15 protein-coding genes are annotated in these 17,547 nt (G+C 62.2%); 4 read left to right on the top strand and 11 right to left on the bottom strand.

Translation table 11 applies throughout. From position 1 onward, the window contains the following. Window positions 1–48: 48 nt before the first annotated feature. From EFB14_RS24950 to EFB14_RS24975, 6 genes are all read right to left on the bottom strand, one after another. A complete protein-coding gene (locus tag EFB14_RS24950) occupies window positions 49–3,369 on the bottom strand; it encodes an efflux RND transporter permease subunit (RefSeq protein WP_126829293.1) in 3,321 nt (1,106 codons plus the stop codon). A 12-nt stretch (window positions 3,370–3,381) separates the two neighbouring features. Then, a complete protein-coding gene (locus EFB14_RS24955) occupies window positions 3,382–4,572 on the bottom strand; it encodes an efflux RND transporter periplasmic adaptor subunit (protein ID WP_126829294.1) in 1,191 nt (396 codons plus the stop codon). Between the two features lie 400 nt (window positions 4,573–4,972). Next, a complete protein-coding gene (locus EFB14_RS24960) occupies window positions 4,973–5,944 on the bottom strand; it encodes an ABC transporter substrate-binding protein (RefSeq protein ID WP_125845233.1) in 972 nt (323 codons plus the stop codon). A 57-nt stretch (window positions 5,945–6,001) separates the two neighbouring features. Next, window positions 6,002–7,129 (bottom strand): ABC transporter permease, encoded by a 1,128-nt coding sequence (locus EFB14_RS24965; protein WP_126829295.1) that lies wholly within the window; start codon window positions 7,127–7,129, stop codon window positions 6,002–6,004. Continuing rightward, entirely contained in the window at window positions 7,126–8,055 is a 930-nt protein-coding gene (locus EFB14_RS24970; RefSeq protein WP_126829296.1) for an ABC transporter permease, read from the bottom strand. The genes EFB14_RS24965 and EFB14_RS24970 overlap by 4 nt, the downstream gene beginning before the upstream one ends. Window positions 8,056–8,094: 39 nt before the next feature. Beyond that, a complete protein-coding gene (locus EFB14_RS24975) occupies window positions 8,095–8,880 on the bottom strand; it encodes an ABC transporter ATP-binding protein (protein ID WP_092752951.1) in 786 nt (261 codons plus the stop codon). A gap of 94 nt (window positions 8,881–8,974) precedes the next feature. Between EFB14_RS24975 and EFB14_RS24980 the strand changes: the two genes are divergently transcribed. After that, window positions 8,975–9,388 (top strand): cupin domain-containing protein, encoded by a 414-nt coding sequence (locus EFB14_RS24980; protein ID WP_125845237.1) that lies wholly within the window; start codon window positions 8,975–8,977, stop codon window positions 9,386–9,388. A 58-nt stretch (window positions 9,389–9,446) separates the two neighbouring features. On the opposite strand, the gene hydA is transcribed toward EFB14_RS24980, so the two are convergent. Genes hydA through EFB14_RS24995 form a run of 3 tightly spaced genes read right to left on the bottom strand, consistent with a single transcriptional unit; the run spans window position 9,447 to window position 12,795 of the window. After that, the gene (gene hydA, locus EFB14_RS24985) at window positions 9,447–10,901 is read right to left on the bottom strand and encodes a dihydropyrimidinase (RefSeq protein WP_126829297.1); all 1,455 of its coding nucleotides are present in this window, start codon (window positions 10,899–10,901) and stop codon (window positions 9,447–9,449) included. Window positions 10,902–10,936: 35 nt separating this feature from the next. After that, window positions 10,937–11,542 carry a hypothetical protein gene (locus EFB14_RS24990; RefSeq protein ID WP_126829298.1) on the bottom strand — a complete coding sequence of 202 codons (606 nt, stop codon included), beginning with the start codon at window positions 11,540–11,542 and terminating at the stop codon, window positions 10,937–10,939. Further along, entirely contained in the window at window positions 11,542–12,795 is a 1,254-nt protein-coding gene (locus tag EFB14_RS24995; RefSeq protein WP_126829299.1) for a Zn-dependent hydrolase, read from the bottom strand. Before EFB14_RS24995 ends, EFB14_RS24990 begins: the two co-directional genes overlap by 1 nt. A 301-nt stretch (window positions 12,796–13,096) precedes the next feature. Here EFB14_RS24995 and EFB14_RS25000 point away from each other — a divergent pair, with 301 nt between their 5' ends. Further along, window positions 13,097–13,747 carry a TetR family transcriptional regulator C-terminal domain-containing protein gene (locus EFB14_RS25000; protein ID WP_125845241.1) on the top strand — a complete coding sequence of 217 codons (651 nt, stop codon included), beginning with the start codon at window positions 13,097–13,099 and terminating at the stop codon, window positions 13,745–13,747. A gap of 74 nt (window positions 13,748–13,821) precedes the next feature. Here the strand turns inward: EFB14_RS25000 and EFB14_RS25005 are convergent, their stop codons facing one another. Further along, on the bottom strand, window positions 13,822–14,721 hold the full coding sequence (locus tag EFB14_RS25005; RefSeq protein ID WP_126829300.1) for a LysR family transcriptional regulator: 900 nt from the start codon (window positions 14,719–14,721) through the stop codon (window positions 13,822–13,824). Between the two features lie 102 nt (window positions 14,722–14,823). Here EFB14_RS25005 and EFB14_RS25010 point away from each other — a divergent pair, with 102 nt between their 5' ends. Then, on the top strand, window positions 14,824–15,846 hold the full coding sequence (locus tag EFB14_RS25010) for a zinc-dependent alcohol dehydrogenase family protein (RefSeq protein ID WP_126829301.1): 1,023 nt from the start codon (window positions 14,824–14,826) through the stop codon (window positions 15,844–15,846). A gap of 46 nt (window positions 15,847–15,892) precedes the next feature. Here EFB14_RS25010 and EFB14_RS25015 read toward each other — a convergent pair whose 3' ends face one another. Then, a complete protein-coding gene (locus EFB14_RS25015) occupies window positions 15,893–16,303 on the bottom strand; it encodes a rhodanese-like domain-containing protein (protein WP_126829302.1) in 411 nt (136 codons plus the stop codon). 71 nt (window positions 16,304–16,374) lie between these two features. On the opposite strand from EFB14_RS25015, the gene ftrA reads away from it, so the two are divergent. Beyond that, complete coding sequence (ftrA, locus tag EFB14_RS25020; protein WP_126829303.1) at window positions 16,375–17,376, top strand: transcriptional regulator FtrA; 1,002 nt, start codon at window positions 16,375–16,377, stop codon at window positions 17,374–17,376. Window positions 17,377–17,547 lie beyond the last annotated feature (171 nt).

A 17,547-nucleotide genomic window follows, 5' to 3' on the forward strand; every position in this document is an offset into this window, starting at 1 on the left:
GAAACGGGCCGGGAGATCGTCCCGGCCCGTCCGCTTTCTGGCGTTTGTTCACTCCGCCGCGAAGGGCGGCAAGCGAAGCACGTTGGTGTCGTTGGCGCTCTTGCGCTTGCTGTCCGGCTTTTCGATCGCAGTCAGGCGCTCGTCCAGCGCGTCGATGTCGCTCTGGTTTTCGCGGGTAACGCGGGAGAGATCCTCGCGCGAGAGCGGCAGGTCCTCCTCGTCCTTCCTGCCGACCAGGCGGCCGAACATCCAGCCGAGCAGGCGGGAGAGATCGTCCATGATCAGGAAGAAGGAGGGCACGACGACAAGCGAGAGCACCGTCGAGACGATGATGCCGCCGATCACCGCGATCGCCATCGGCGCGCGGAAGGAGCCGCCCTCGCCAACGCCGAGCGCGGAAGGCAGCATGCCCGCCGACATGGCGATCGAGGTCATGATGATCGGCCGGGCACGTTTGCGGCCGGCTTCGACCATGGCTTCGACGCGGGCCATGCCCTGGTGGCGCATCTCGATCGCAAAATCGACGAGCAGGATGGCGTTCTTGGTGACGACACCCATCAGCATCAGGATGCCGATCATGACAGGCATGGACAGCGGATTGCTGGTGAGAATCAGGGCGGCTGCGACGCCGCCAATGGCGAGCGGCAGTGAGAACAGGATGGTGAAGGGCTGGATCACGTCCTTGAAGAGCAGGATCAGCACGGTCAACACCAGCAGGAGGCCCATCAACATGGCGTTGACGAAGCTCTGCTGCATCTCGGACTGCACCTTGGTGTCGCCACTTTCGGCAAGATGCACCGTGGCCGGGATCTTGGCCTCGTCGACGATCTGGCGGAACCGGGCCGAAGCAGTGTCGAGCGCCACGCCCTGCGGCAGGTCGGAGCCGATCGAGACGACGCGGTAGCGGTTGTTGCGCTTGATCGAGCTGACGCCTTCCGAATAGTCGATATTGGCGACGCTCGAGAGCGGAACGGTGCCGCCGCTGGCGGTCTGGATCTTCAATGCCCGGAGGGCCGCAAGGTCGCGGCGCATATCGAGCGCAGCCTGGACGCGGATCGGGATCTGGCGATCGTCAAGCGAGATCTTGGCAAGGGCCGCATCAACATCGCCAATGGTGGCAACGCGGATCGTCTCGGAGATCTGTTGCGGAGTGATCCCGAGGCGGGCGGCCTCGTTCTTGCGCGGGTAGACCTGCAGTTCCGGGCGGGGCAGGGCGCCGTCGGCGCTGACATTGGCCAGCAGCGGGTCGGCGCGAAGCTTGGATTCCAGAATGCCGACGGCGTCGTTCAGGTCCTTCTCGTTCTTGGAGAGGAAGTTGAAGGAGAGGTCGCGTTCGCCGCGGTCGTTGAGCTTCAAGATACGAACGTCTGGAATATCGTGCAGCTTGGCGAAGACTTCCTTTTCGATACTCCATTGCGGACGTTCGCGGCCGTGGACTTCCACCTTCGGCAGCATCGGACCGATGACCGGGATATGGCCGAGCCCGTCGTTGACCATCTTCTTGATCAGCGATTGGTCGAGCTTGTGAAGTGCCAGCGTGATGGTCGCACGGCGCAGTTCGAGTTCCCCCTTCGGCGATGCGCCGCCGAGGACGAAGACGCTTTCGACGCCGTTGATGTCCTTGACCCTGTCGTAGATCGCATCCGTCGTCTTCTCGGTATCGTCGAGCCGTGCATTGGGCGGCAGCTCTACGGAGAGAACGATGCGCGAGGCATCTTCCGGCGGCAAAAAGCTGCCGGGAACCTGCATTAGCAGCAAAATGGAACCGGCCAGGAAACCGAATGCCACAAGCAGCGTCGCATAACGCGTGTACCAGCGCCCGGTCGTGCCGCGTATGAGGCGCGTGTATCCACGCATCAGCAGGCTGTCATTGTCGTGATGGTCATCGACGCCGTCTTCGGCGCGCATCAGATAGGCGGCCATCATCGGAGTGATGAGGCGCGCGACCAGCAGAGAGAAGAAGACGGAGAAGGCAACGGTCAGGCCGAACTGGATGAAATACTGGCCCGGAATGCCCGGCATGAAGGAAACGGGCACGAAGACGGCGATGATGGTGAAGGTGGTGGCGATGACGGCGAGGCCGATTTCATCAGCCGCCTCGATCGCCGCCCGATAGGGCGTCTTGCCCATCTTGATATGGCGGGCGATGTTCTCGATTTCCACGATCGCGTCGTCGACGAGGATACCTGTCGCCAGCGTCAGGGCGAGGAAGCTGACGAGGTTCAGCGAGAAGCCCATCATGTGCATGACCCAGAAGGTCGGGATCGCGGAGAGCGGAAGGGCGATGGCCGAGATCAGGGTCGCGCGCCAGTTCCTGAGGAACAGAAGGACGACGATGACGGCGAGCAGCGCGCCTTCGAGCAGTGTATGAATGGCGGCTTCGTAGTTGCCGTAGGTGAAATAGACCGAATCGTCGATCATCTCGATCTTGACGTTCGGGTTTTCGCTCCGAACCTTGTCGAGACTCTTGCCCACGGTTTCGGCGACGCTGACCTCGCTTGCGCCCTTCGAACGGAAGACGCCGAAGGTGACAACAGGTGTATCGTTGAAGCGCGAGAAGGATTTTGGTTCCTCGTAGGTATCCTTGATGGCGCCGAGTTCGGACAGCTTGACGAAGCGGCCGCTCGGCAGCGCAATCGTCGTGTCTGCAAGCTCGGCGACGTTGCGGGCATCGCCGAGAACGCGGATCGCCTGTTCGCTGCCCGCCACCTGGCCGCGGCCCGAGCCGAGGTCGACGTTGGTGCCGCGCAGCTGCTGGTTCACGCTTGCGGCGGTGATGCCGTAGGCGTTCAGTTTGTCGGGAGTGAGCTCGATGCGCACTTCGCGCTCGGCGCCGCCGTAACGGTCGACGCGGCCGATGCCGGCCTGGCCCTGCAGTGCACGCTTGATCGTATCGTCGACGAACCAGGAGAGTTCTTCCAGCGACATGTCGGGCGAGGAAACGGCGAAGGTCTGGATTGCCTGGCCCTCGACATCGACCTTGGTGACGATCGGTGCTTCGGCTGTGGCCGGCAGATCGCTGCGAATGCGGTCGATCGCGTCCTTGACGTCCTGTACGGCCTGTTCCGTCGGGACTTCCATCCGGAACATCACGTTGGTCTGTGAGCTGCCGTCAGTCACCGTCGACTGGATTTCATCGATGCCGGTGATGGAGGCGATCGCGTCTTCGATCTCCTTCGTCACCTGCATTTCGAGCTCGGCCGGCGAGGCGCCGCTCTGCGTCACGCTGATCGAAACGAGCGGCACGTCGATGTTGGGGAAGCGCGTGATCGGCAGCGAGTTGAAAGACTGCATGCCGATGAAGATCAGCAGGCAGAAGGCCAGAAGCGGCGCGATGGGATTTCGAATGGACCAGGCTGAAAAATTCATCGGATGGTCTCTTTAGTTGGAAGCCGAGGGCTGCTCATGCACCGGCGTGATGTGGTCGCCGTCGCGGACATAAGCGCCCGCCTTGGCGACGACCTCGTCGCCGGTCTTCAATCCACTGATGATCTCGACATAGGGGCCGTCTTGAATGCCGGTTTCGATCTTCGCAAATTTTACCACGCCGCCCTCGACCTTGCGGGCGGAAGATCCCTCGCTGCCGGTGAGAACCGCGGTCAGGGGAAGCGATACACCCTCGGCCTCGCGCACGATGATCTCGGCGCTGCCGTACATGCCGGAACGCGCCTTGCTGTCGTCGTCGATGGAGATGTGGACGAGACCAAGGCGGGTCACTGGATCGACGGTCGGCGACACCAGGCGCACGGCGCCGGAAAGTTTTTCACGGCTGCCGGAGAGCGAAACCGTCGCCTTCTGACCCGGCATGACCCTGACGATATCGCTTTCGGCGACTTCGGCGACAAGCTCGACATCACCGTCGCGAATGATGGTGAACAGCGGATTTCCGTTGCCGGCGGCAATGGCGCCGACCTTGGCATTCTTTGCCGCGACCGTGCCGGCGACCGGCGTCCTGACGGCGGTGCGGGCCAGCTTCAGATCCGCATCTGCGATCTGGCTGTCGAAGACTTTGAGATCGGCTTCGGCGACCTCTATCGCCTGTTCGGCGGAGACGACGCGGGCATTGGCGGCGGCGGCGGTCGCATCGGCCTGCTCGACCTGGGCGGTGGAAACCGTGCCCTTCTTGCCCATTTCCTGGGCGCGGGCCTGCTGCTGCCTTGCCTGTTCCGCATTGGCCTGCGCCTCGATGAGCTGGGCGCGCAGCTGGGCAAGGGTCGCCTCGCCCTTGGCCTTCGTCGCCATCATCTGGCTTTTCCCCAGCACCAGCGCGTCGTCGTTGAGTGTCGCCAGTGTGCTTTCCGCCTGGACCTTGTCGCCGACATCGGCCTTGAGCGTGCGGATCGAGAGTCCCTCGACCTGCGGCTGGATATAGACTTCCTCGACGGGCTTGACCGTTCCCGTGCCGATGACACGGTCGACGAGGGTGCGGTTCACCGCGGTGGTGACGACGATTGCCGGCAGGTTCTGCTGCGGCTTTGCGACCGGGGCTTCCTGCGAAAATGCGACGGATGCAGCGAGAGCCGCTGCAAAAAAAGTGGATGTTCCTAGAATTCCAAACGGCTTAAGTACCATGCGTCTTGGTCCAATCTTGTCACAAGGTTAGCCGAACTCGCGCGTCTGCCATTTCAGCTCGCGACCAGGCCACCGCCTTTCCTGCATTCTCAGGGGTATCCACACATCGTTTGCCGTCTTCATCCCTCGCCGGCAAATCGGCTTCTAGTTGGTATCGATTTGCTCGATATGCAAGCCCGGTGGAAAACAATTCCCCATGAGGCGATAATAATTACCATCATAACCTGAATCAATCATCGCAGGGTTATGCGAACATTACGATGATTGATCGAGCTTCTCCCCCAATGACGTTTGACTTGGGATAAATGCGACAGCTGCAAGGCGTTTTTATCATCTAAATGGGAAAAATAAAAAACGCGCGGAAATTTCTCCGCGCGTTTCGCTTCGCATCCTGGCGTAATTACTTGGCGGCGGCGTCGGTGACGTCGTGCGTCCAGGCGCCCGAGGGTTCCTTGCTGATGATCTTCTGGTCGAGTAGCGCCTTTGCCGTGCGGGCATAAAGCGCCTCGTCCAGCTTGCCGGAGCCGTCGCCGACGAGCTTGGCGACTTCGCCCATCATGCGCTTCTGGTGGTTCTCGTCCTGGCCACCATTGTCCATGACGATCTCGGCGGCTTCATCGGGGTTCTCGGTCGCATATTTCCAGCCCTTCAACGAAGCGCGGACGAACTTGACCATTTTCTCCTTGAAGGCCGGATCCTTCAGCTTGTCTTCCATCGCATAGAGGCCATCTTCCAGCAGGTCGTTGCCCATCTGGGTATAGTTGAAGACCGTCAGCTCTTCCGGCTTGAAGCCGGCATCGATCGCCTGCCAGTATTCGTTATAGGTCATGACGGAGATGCAGTCGGCCTGCTTCTGGACGAGCGGCTGTACGTCGAAGCTCTGCTTCAGCACGGTGACGCCGTTCGGCCCGCCTTCTGTGGACAGGCCCAGCTTGTTCATCCAGGCGAAGAAGGGATATTCGTTGCCGAAGAACCAGACGCCGAGCGTGTGGCCCTTGAAATCGGCCTCGGTTTTGACAGGCCCGTCCTTGCGGCAGATCATTTCCAGGCCGGACTTCTGGTAGGGCTGGGCGATGTTGACGAGCGGAACACCCTTTTCGCGGGCAACGAGCGCGCCGCCCATCCAGTCGACGATGACATCGGCGCCGCCGCCGGCGATCACCTGCTCGGGGGCGATATCGGGGCCGCCCGGCTTGATCTCGACGTCGAGGCCTTCTTCCTTGTAGAAGCCCTTGTCCTTGGCGACGTAGTAACCGCCGAACTGGCCCTGCGTGACCCATTTCAGCTGCAGCACCACCTTGTCGGCGGCCATCGCATGGGCTGCCGCAAGCGACATTGCGCTTGCCATCATTGCGACCATCAACTTTTTCATTTTCTTGTCCTTACCCTCTGAAGTTATGCCCGAGCCCTTTGCAAAGCCCGTGCGCGCCTAGCCACCACGGATAGACGGATGCCAGAAAGTCACCGCCCGTTCCGTCAGGGCGATGACGCCATAGAAGATCGAGCCGGCCAGCGCCGCAACGGCGATTTCCGCCCAGACCATGTCGACATTCATGCGGCCGATCTCGGTGGAGATGCGGAAGCCCATGCCGACGATCGGCGTTCCGAAGAATTCCGCAACGATGGCACCAATCAGCGCCAGCGTCGAGTTGATCTTCAGTGCGTTGAAAATGAAGGGCATCGCCGCCGGAAGCTTGAGTTTCAGCAGCGTCTGCCAGTCGCTCGAGGCATAGGTGCGCATCAGGTCGCGCTCCATGCTGCCGGAGGCGGCAAGGCCGGCGACCGTGTTCACCAGCATCGGGAAGAAGGTCATGATGATGACGACAGCGGCCTTCGACGGCCAGTCGAAGCCGAACCACATGACCATGACGGGGGCGATGCCGATGATCGGCAGCGCCGACACCATATTGCCTATCGGCAGCAGGCCGCGGCGCAGGAAGGCAATGCGGTCGGCCAGCACCGCCGCGACGAAGCCGCTGAGGCAGCCGACGACATAGCCGATCAGCACCGCCTTGAAGATCGTCTGCCTGACGTCGTCGCGGAGGATCGGCAGCGAGGCCATGATGCGTGTGCCGATGGCGCTCGGCGGCGGCAGCAGAATGAAGGGGACGCCGCCGCCGCGCGTGACCGCCTCCCAGAGAATGAGGATCCAGGCGCCGAAGATCGCCGGAATCAGGAGCTGGAGCGCCGACTTGCCGACAGCGGTAATGGGTTGCAGTTTCGAGAGCTCCGTGACGCATCGCCAGGCCAGCAGCCAGGAGGCGAAAAGCAACAGGAAGAAAGCCCGCGTTGCCGTCGCCTCGTTGCCGGAAAGAGCCGAAAGCAGCATCCAGGCGGCGCCATGCGCGCCGATGAACAGCACGGTGGCGCGATAGGCCGTCGGCTGCGGCGCAAAAGACAGGAGAGCGGCCGCGGCGACGATGATGAAGATGAGGCTCGCCGCGCCGTCGCTCACGGGTCGCGTCGCGCCCTCGCCCAGAAGGGGCAGGCTCGTCAGCGCCGCGACGCAGAGAAGGAGGGCGGTCACGCCCTGCCAGGAGAAGGTCAGATGTCTCATGCCGGCCTCCCTCCCATGGCGCGGTCGACGATCTTTCCCGCAAGGCCGACGATCGCGACGAGAACGCCGGCAAGCAGCGAGCCGACGACGAGCGCTGCCCAGATATCGATGGTCTGGCTGTAATAGGAACCGGCAAGCAGCTTCGAGCCGATGCCGGCGACAGCACCCGTCGGCAGTTCGCCGACGATGGCGCCGACGAGGCTCGCGGCGATCGCGACCTTCATCGAGGTGAAGAGGAAGGGGATCGACGCCGGAACGCGCAGCTTCCAGAAGGTTTGCATCGGGCTCGCATAATAGGTGCGCATCAGGTCGAGATAGATGATTTCAGGCGAACGCAATCCCTTCACCATGCCGACGGCGACGGGAAAGAAGGAGAGGTACGTGGAGATCAGCGCCTTGGAGACGAGGCGGGAGGCGTCGGAATCGAGGTTCAGGAGATGCGCCAGCGCATTGTCTCCGGTCAGCACATTGTAGGAGATGATGACGATCATCGGCGCGATGGCAAGGATCGGTATGGTCTGGCTCGCCACCAGCCAAGGCATCAGCGAGCGGTCCATGGCGCGGTTGTGCACGATCAGGACGGCGAGAAGAATGCCGAGCAACATGCCGAAGCCGAAGCCGAGCAGGGTGGAGGAGAGCGTTACCCAGCCGTGGTAGACGAGGCTGCGATTGCTCGAAAGGCTGCGCAGGACGGTATTCTCGTAGACGTTCTGCGCCACCTGATGCGGCGCCGGCAGGATCGGCTTCGGCTGCGCCAGCGTCTTGCCGATGAATTCGAAGGTCGTGGGCGTGGCGCCGGCGCGGCTGTCCATGTCGCGCTGGAACGGCGCATTCATGAGAACGGCGGCGATATACCAGATGGCTATGAGAGCGAGCAGGATGGTGGTGACGGGGACGATCTTGTTTTTGAAGGTGTCTGACTTCATGGGATTCGCCCCCATGTGGTGTCGAGAGGGTGCAATCGCCTAAACCTCATGGCTATGCCCCGTCCTCAGCCCCTCGCGAACGCGGTGAGCGATTTCCAGGAATTCGGGAGTGTCGCGGATGTCGAGCGGCCGTTCGGCGGGCAGCGTCGAGTCGATCACATCGGTGACGCGGCCCGGGCGCGGCGACATGACCACGATCTTGGTCGAGAGGTAGACGGCCTCGGGGATAGAGTGGGTAACGAAGCAGATCGTCTTGTTGGTGCGGGCCCAGAGCTTCAGCAGCTCTTCGTTCAGATGGTCGCGGACGATTTCATCCAGCGCGCCGAAGGGTTCGTCCATCAACAGCAGGTCTGCGTCGAAGGCGAGGGCGCGGGCGATCGAGGCGCGCTGCTGCATGCCGCCGGAAAGCTGCCAGGGGAATTTCTTCTCGAAGCCGGAAAGGCTGACGAGATCGAGCGCCTCGGCGATGCGCCTCGTCCGGTCGGCGCCACCATAACCCATGATTTCCAGGGGCAGGGCGATGTTGTTTTCGATGGTGCGCCAGGGATAGAGCGCCGGCGCCTGGAAGACGTAGCCGTAGGCGCGGGCCTTGCGGGCCTCCTCCGGTGTCATGCCGTTGATCGAGATCTCGCCCGAAGTGCTCTTTTCGAGATCGGCGATGACGCGCAGGAACGTCGTCTTGCCGCAGCCGGACGGGCCGATGAAAGAGACGAAATCGCCCTTGCGCACATCGAGATTGACATCGCTCAGCGCCCGCACCGGGCCGTCATTCGCCTGGTAGGTGAGACAGAGATCCTTGGCGGATACGACGGAGGGTGCTTGCATCAATGCGACCGATCTTGTTTTCGCCGCGGAAACGCGGTTTGCGTGCTATCATTACCGCCGGTTTTATCGACGATACATTCCATGGAGGATGAGGATGGACGTGACATCAAAGCCCACCTGCCACATCGTTCGCCCCAACCATGCCTATGACGGCAAGCAGGGGCTCAGCTATTTCCAGGGGATCGCGGCCGAGACGGTCGGCGCCAAGGGCATCTGCATGCACCTCCTGACGATCCCGCCCGGCGTCCGCGCCAAGGCGCATCTGCACGAGGCGCACGAGACGGCGATATACATGCTCTCCGGCGAGGCCCACACCTGGTACGGCGACCGGCTGGAACAGCACGTCGTCGTTCATGCCGGCGAACTGTTCTATATCCCGGCCGGTGTGCCGCATATGCCGGCAAACCTCAGCAGCACGCCGTGCACGGCGATCATCGCCCGCACCGATCCGAACGAGCAGGAAAGCGTCGTGCTTCTGCCGGAACTGGACGTGCTGGTGCCGGCGTGAGGTCATCGGCATGGAGGCGTCGATCCCCGGTTGATGGCCGTATCGTCATAGGGCATCGTCATACGCCGGTTGCCGGAATGCCTGTGCGTTCCACCTTGCGCGGAGAGGTGATCTCCTTCCAGGTGGACAATGCCTTGCTGACGGCCGTGACCGGCTCGCGCCTGACGAACTCGCCATGGCCCTCGCGGGTCTTGATGGTGCCTTCCTCGATCGCGACCACGCCGCGCGTCAGCGTGTAGCGCGGCAGGCCGGTCACTTCCTTGCCTTCGAAGACGTTGTAGTCGATCGCCGACTGCTGGGCCTTGGAGGAGATGGTCTTGGAGCGCTTCGGATCCCAGACGACGATATCGGCATCGGCGCCGACGAGGATCGCGCCCTTCTTCGGATAGATGTTGAGGATCTTGGCGATGTTGGTCGAGGTGACGGCGACGAATTCGTTCATCGTCAGCCGGCCGGTGTTGACGCCGTGCGTCCAGAGCATCGGCATGCGGTCTTCGAGGCCGCCGGTGCCGTTCGGGATCTTGGTGAAGTCGCCGACGCCGAAACGCTTCTGCGCCGTGGTGAAGGCGCAATGGTCGGTGGCGACCACCTGCAGCGAGCCGGAGGCGAGGCCAGCCCAGAGGCTATCCTGATGCTGCTTGTTGCGGAAGGGCGGGGACATGACGCGGCGAGCGGCGTGATCCCAATCCGGATTGGAATATTCGCTCTCGTCGAGCGTCAGGTGCTGGATCAGCGGTTCGCCATAGACGCGCATGCCCTTGGCGCGGGCACGGCGGATCGCCTCGTGCGCCTGTTCGCAGGAGGTGTGGACGATATAGACGGGGCAGCCGGCCATGTCGGCGATCATGATGGCGCGGTTGGTGGCTTCGCCTTCCACCTCGGCGGGCCGCGAATAGGCATGCGCCTCGGGGCCGTTATTGCCGTCGGCAAGCAGCTTTGCCGACATCGAGGCGACGACGTCGCCGTTTTCCGCATGCACCAGCGGCAGGGCGCCGAGCTCGGCGCAGCGCTGGAAGGAGGCGAACATCTCGTCGTCATCGACCATCAGCGCACCCTTATAGGCCATGAAGTGCTTGAAGGTGTTGATGCCCTTGTCGCGGACGATGGTCTCCATCTCCTTGAAGACCTGCTCGCTCCACCAGGTGACCGCCATGTGGAAGGAATAGTCGCAATTGGCCCGGGTCGACTTGTTGTCCCACATGGTCAACGCCTCGAGCAGCGACTGGCCGGGGGCGGGCAGGGCGAAATCGACCACCATCGTCGTGCCGCCGGAAAGGGCCGCGCGCGTGCCGCTCTCGAAATCGTCGGAGGAATAGGTGCCCATGAAGGGCATTTCGAGATGGGTGTGCGGATCGATGCCGCCGGGCATGATGTAACAGCCGGAGGCATCGAGCGTTTCATCGCCCGACAGGTTCGGGCCGATCTCGACGATCTTGCCGCCGTCGATTTTCACGTCAGCCTTGTAGGTGAGGTCTGCCGTGACGATGGTGCCGTTTTTGATGACTGTGGTCATGGCTGCTGTTCCTTTTCCCCGCGATCTTGTTGCTCTTATGGCTCGATTGCCATCGTGGGCGTGCCGTTTCTAAGGAGTTCCGCACCCTTGGCGATAAGGCTGTAGACGTCCGCCTCGCTCAACTCATCTGGCGCGTCATGCTCTTCCTCATAATACCAGTCGGGCTGCTCGACGGCATCGGTGCCGCCGACTGACAAGGACCAAAAACCATCGCTTTCGCGAAAGTAAAAATCCTTGCCGTCGATCAGTCCGGTTGACTGTACGGGTTGGCTGCCTTTGGGGCGTTCGATCAGTATGCCGGGCATGGAAGGGCCGAGTTTGATCCGAACGATGCCAGGCCCAGGCCCCGAGATATAATAGGTCTGGTGGGGCGCATCTGGGTCGCGGTCATCTGAATCGGCCAATTGAACACCAGAAGGTTTATATCGCCAGAAGCTCGATATCTGCGGAAGCTTGGTTCGCTCGCCTGCCATGTTGATGCCAATGTAGAAAACTGGCGCACCAGGGATATCGCTCCACGGCCCTTCGTTCACCGGCGTCACATTGGCATTGGCCCATGCAAGGTCTTCAGCAGTTCGCCGACTTCCGAACTTGAAGGCATCGGCATAATCGAGATAGGTCGTTGGCAAGTCCGACGCCATCACACCACAATCTCCGCCGTCTCCACAACCGCATGGAACAGCACATCGGCACCCGCCGTCGCCCATTCCTTGGAAATCTCCTCTGCCTCGTTGTGGCTGAGGCCGCCGACGCAGGGGCACATGACCATGGTGGCAGGCGCGACCTTGGCGGCCCAGCAGGCGTCGTGGCCGGCGCCGGAGATGAGGTTCATGTGGCTGTAGCCGAGGCGTTCGGCGGCTGATCGAACGGAGGTGACGAGCTTTTCGTCGAAGGTGACCGGCGCGAAATGGCCGATCGCTTCGATGGAGCAGCCAACACCCAGTGCGTTGCAGATGCCAGGCGCTTCCGCCTCGATCTTTGCCCGCATTCGATCGAGCTTGGCCTTGTCGGGCGAGCGGATGTCGACGGTGAAGACCACTTTGCCCGGCAGGACGTTGCGGGAGTTCGGCGAGAAGAACACCTGACCGACGCCGCCGACGGCGCCCGGCTGTTCGCCCATTGCGACACCCTGAACCATTTCCAGGATGCGCGACATGGCAAGGCCGGCATTGACGCGCATGTTCATCGGCGTGGAGCCGGTATGAGCTTCCTTGCCGGTCAGCGTGAATTCCAGCCACCACAGGCCCTGACAGTGGGTGACGACGCCGATCTGCTTCTCCTCGGCCTCGAGGATCGGCCCCTGCTCGATGTGGTACTCGAAATAGGCGTGCATCTTGCGCGCGCCGACCTCTTCGTCGCCGACCCAGCCGATGCGCTTCAGCTCGTCGCCGAAGAGATTACCTTCGGGATCCCTGCGATTATAGGCAAAGTCCAGGCTGTGCACGCCGGCGAAGACGCCTGAGGCGAGCATGGCCGGAGCAAAACGCGCGCCTTCCTCGTTCGTCCAGTTGGTGACGACGATCGGATGTTTCGTCTTGATGCCGAGATCGTTCATGGTGCGCACGACTTCGAGGCCCGCAAGCACGCCGAGCACGCCGTCATATTTGCCGCCGGTCGGCTGAGTGTCGAGATGCGAGCCGACATAGACCGGCAGGGCATCGGGATCGGTGCCGGGGCGGGTGGCGAACATCGTGCCCATGCGGTCGACGCCGATGGTGAGGCCCGCCTCGTCGCACCATGTCTTGAAAAGGCTGCGGCCTTCGGCATCCGAATCCGTCAGCGTCTGGCGGTTGTTGCCGCCAGCAATGCCGGGGCCGATTTTCGCCATGTCCATGAGACTGTCCCAGAGACGGTCGCCATTGACGCGCATGTTCTCGCCTGGTGCTGCCACCATTCTTATGCCCTCACCTGTTTGCGGCAGTCATGCGAAGTGGCATGCCCGCCTGTTCCCGTGGTCTCTTCCCGCGCCTCTTATTGGTTTTGTCGAGCGCCGGAAAATCGCCAGTTGCCTTTGTTTTTCATCTGGCGGATAATTTGACCGATTGGTAAACATTACAACTTCCACCGCCGGGCTCAAGACGAAAATCACGAAAATTGCCGATAAAAATGCGGGCAGTTGCTCAAGAAAGCGGCGGGAGCCTCCCTCAGCCGAAACTTGAGCGAAGAAGTTGAATTTCAAGGGGAAACAATAGCCGATGGCTATTCCGAGAGCAGCGAAGACCCTGAGGCGGACGCGAATCCAGGAGGAGAAGGAAGAGCAGATTCTGGAAGCGGCGCTCGACGTGTTTTCGGCACGCGGCTTTCGCGGCTCGACCATCGATCAGATCGCCGAAGTGGCCGGCATGTCGAAACCCAACCTGCTCTATTATTTCCGCACCAAGGAAGCCATGCACCGGGCGCTGATCGACCGGGTGCTCTACACCTGGCTGGAGCCGCTGCGCGCTTTCGATGCCGAGGGCAATCCGGAAGAGGAAATCCGCAGCTACATCAGACGCAAGCTGGAGATGGCGCGCGATTTTCCGCGCGAAAGCAGGCTCTTCGCCAACGAGGTGCTGCAGGGCGCGCCGCATATCGAGGACGAGCTGAAGGGGCCGCTGAAGCAACTGGTCGACGAGAAGGCGGAGGTCATCCGGGCCTGGGCGAAATCCGGCAAGATCGCCAAATGCGATCCCTACCACCTGATCTTCTCGATCTGGTCGACGACACAGCATTATGCGGATTTCGATGTCCAGGTGCGCGCCGTGCTGGGGCAGGAGCATTCCGGCGAAGGGCGCTTCGAAGATGCCGCGCGCTTTCTCGAACAGCTCTTCATCGGCGGGCTGCGGCCGGATCCTCGAGGAAGCTGACCGATTATCCTCTCTTGGAAAGCTGCATCACTTCTCGGCAGCAGCCCGCCATTGAACGAGCAGCGCCGAACGGTTCAGTCCATCATCGCCGGCAATCTGGCCACGAGGGTATCGATCGCAAGTCTCACCTTCGGCAGCATGACCGGGGAGCGCGGCCAGACGGCATGGGCATCGAAGACATTGGCCGTTTCAGGCTTCAGCACCTGAATGAGCCGGCCCGCCAGCACCTCCTCGCGGACCAGCCAGCAGGGCAGCCAAGCAAGGCCGCGCCCGGCGACGGCCGCATCGGAAATCGCAGCGAGATCGTCGAGCCGCAGACGCGCCTTCGGCGGTATCCGCCGCTGGGGATCGGCTGCCGTGGGAAAGATCCAGCCCCTGTCGTCATCGCCCCGCCTGTAGACGATGCCTTCATGCAGCGGAATGTCGAAGACCGTCTGCGGCGCACCATGTTTTTCCAGATAGGCAGGCGATGCGCAGACAGTCAGGCGGTGGCGGGCGATCGCCCGGCCCATCAGATCCGGGTTGTCCTTCAGAGGGCTGTTGCGGATGGCAAGATCGAAACCATCCTCGAGCAGATCGACGATACGGTCGTTGAAGGAGAGGTCGAGTTCGAGATCCGGATGTTCGTCGAGCAGGGTCTCTAGGATCGGCGCGATGCAGCGGCGGCCGAAAAGCACGGGCATGGAGATGCGCAATCGGCCACGCACGTCACGCCGGCCGGATTCCAGCATAGCTTCTCCGAGGCGAATTTCCTCGACCGCTCGCAGGCAGCGCTCGTAGAAGAAGCGGCCTTCCTCGGTGAGGCTCTGCATGCGTGTCGTACGGTTGAAAAGGCGCACGCCGAGGCGCTGTTCCAGACGTGCGATGGTCTTGCCGACCGCCGATCGAGTGAGATGGAGCCGGTCGGCGGCAGCCGAAAAGCCGCCGGCCTCGACGGTTTCGACGAAGATTGAGATACCCTTCAGCTGCTCCATTTTGTTTCCTTCATGGAACCATTCTGACGAATTAATATCGCAACTGGTGCGAAATATTCAACGATATGTTCTTGCTCCCTGCAATGGACAAGGAGCACTGCAATGCAGACCACACGGGAATGGCAGATCGACACGGTCGGACCGGATCGCCGGCTGACGATCGGCGAGCGCAGGCTTGAGCCTCTTTCGGGAAACAAGGTTCTGGTCCGCACGGAAGCCGTCTCGCTCAATTTTCGCGACAGGTTGGTGATGGAAAGCGGCATGGGGTTGCCGCTGCAATTTCCCTTCGTGCCGGCTTCCGATATGGCCGGCGTCGTGGAGGCCGTCGGTCCCGACGTTACCCGTTTCAAGGCGGGTGATCGGGTCATCTCGACCTTTTCGCCTGACTGGATCGATGGACGCGGATTGGGCGATGCGCGCACGCCGCCTTACAAGACGCGCGGCGGCTTTTATCCGGGCGTTCTCTCCCAATACACCGTGCTTTCCGAAGAATGGTATTCGCGCGCGCCTGACACGCTCGACGCGGCCCAGGCGAGCACCTTGCCCTGTGCCGGCCTGACGGCCTGGTTCGCGTTGATCGAACGCGGCGGCCTGAAGGCCAGCGACAAGGTATTGGTGGAGGGGACCGGCGGCGTGGCGCTCTTCGGCCTACAGATCGCCAAGGCGCATGGCGCGGAGGTCTTCATCACGTCAGGCAGCGCGGAGAAGCTCGAGCGTGCCCTTGCCCTCGGCGCCGATCATGCGATCAACCGTCATGAGGGTGACTGGGTCGATCAGCTCTATCAGTTGACCGGCGGCTACGGCGCCGACCACGTGCTCGAAATCGTCGGCGGCCCGCATCTCGGCCAGGCGCTGAAGGCGGTGGCGATCAATGGCCGTATTTCCGTCATCGGCGTGCTCGAAGGGTTCGAGGTCTCCGGCCCGGCCGGCCCGCTGCTGCTCAAGACGCCTGTCGTGCAGGGCATTTCCGTCGGCCATCGCCGCGCACTTGAAGATCTTGTGCGAGCAATCGACCAGACCTGGCTGAAGCCGGTCATCGACAAACGCTATGCCTTCGAAGAATTCCCGCAGGCACTCGACCATCTCTATCGCGGACCTTTCGGCAAGGTGGTCGTCGAGTTCTGACGATCGCGATTTCCCTTCTCCCCGGTCGGGGAGAAGGGAGGGCTGATCAGGCTGCTACGGGAACGCCCTGTTCGAAGGCAAAGCCTTCGTCGGCCCAGCCGGTCATGCCGCCGATCATCAGCTTGGCCTTGAGGCCGAGCTTGGCGAGGCGGAGGGCGGCCTTGTCGGCGCCGTTGCAATGCGGGCCGGCGCAATAGACAACGAAGAGCGTATCCCTTGCCCATTCCGACATGCGATGCGCGGTCATCTTGCCGTGCGGCAGGTTGATGGCGCCCGGAAGGTGGGACTGGGCAAACAGCGCCGGCGAGCGCACGTCGAGGAGAACGAAATCGCTCTTGCCGGCGGCAAAGGCGGCGTGGACATCCGAACAATCGGTCTCGAAGGCGAGCTTGGCGGCATAGTGGGCGGCGGCGATATCGGGTTCGGCGGCTGGGATTTCGGCAACGGGGCTTGGCATCGGTCTTTCCTTTGAGTGTTGGAATTGCCGCCTGGTATCGCCGATGCTAGAGCTTTCTGAAATTGGCCATCATGACGGACAGCGTAAAGATCATGCCAAACGTATCGCTACAGCAAACGAGAGGACCGCTGGTCGCAGCCCTTGCCTATGACGGGCTCTGCACCTTCGAATTTGGCATCGCCTATGAGGTCTTCGGACTGCCGCGTCCTGAGATGGGCGAAGGCTGGTATCGCTTCTCGGTCTGCGGCATCGAGCCGGGGCCGCTTCGCGCCGCCGGCGGATTGACCGTCGCCGTCGACAAGGGCCTGGAGGTGCTCGACGAGGCGGACCTGATCGTCGTGCCCGGCTGGCGGGGGATCGATGCGCCGGTGCCGGAGCCGCTCGCCGCGGCACTCAGGGCCGCGCATCGGCGCGGTGTGCGCATCATGTCGCTCTGCTCCGGCGTTGCGGTTCTTGCTGGCACCGGATTGCTCGCCAACCGCAGGGCGACGACACATTGGCGCTATGTCGCCTCGATTGCAGCCCGCTATCCCGATATCGCGCTCGATGCCGGTGTTCTCTATATCGACGAGGGCAGCTTGCTGACAGCGGCCGGCAGTGCGGCCGGCATCGATCTCTGCCTGCATGTGGTGCGCGGCGATTTCGGCTCGGAGGCTGCAAACAGCGTCGCTCGCCGCCTCGTCGTCCCACCGCATCGAGAGGGTGGCCAGGCGCAATTCATCAGCGCGCCGGTTCCCGAGGAGCGCGAAGGTATTCGCTTGGGCCCGCTGATCGAATGGATGCGTGAAAGCCTTTCCGAGGAGCAGCCGATCAGCCTGCTTGCCAGGAGGGCCGGCATGAGCATGCGCACCTTCCAGCGCCGCTTCGAGGCGACGACGGGTCTCAGCGTCGGCGAATGGCTGCTGAAGGAGCGGCTGCGCCATGCGCGCGACCTTCTCGAAAAGCAGCTTGCGGTACCGCTCGACGACATCGCGATATCAAGCGGCTTCGGCACGCTGGCGACGATGCGGCATCATTTCCGCAGGCGGCTCGGGACGAGCCCGAGCGCCTACAGGAAGTCGTTCGGCAATTGACACGCCTCAGGCTTGCATTTGTTTTTCGCTTCGCCTAAAGGGGCGGCATCATTTGTTTCTGGAAAGGGAGCGCACGATGACAAAAATCTCAGCACGCCCCGCGAGGGTTTCGGCTTAAGTCAGCCACGGGCTGATGCATGCCGGTTGAACATCGCTGTTTGTGGCGATGAA

The sequence above is a fragment of the Rhizobium fabae genome (genome assembly GCF_003985135.1).
Classification (GTDB): Bacteria; Pseudomonadota; Alphaproteobacteria; order Rhizobiales; family Rhizobiaceae; genus Rhizobium; species Rhizobium pisi.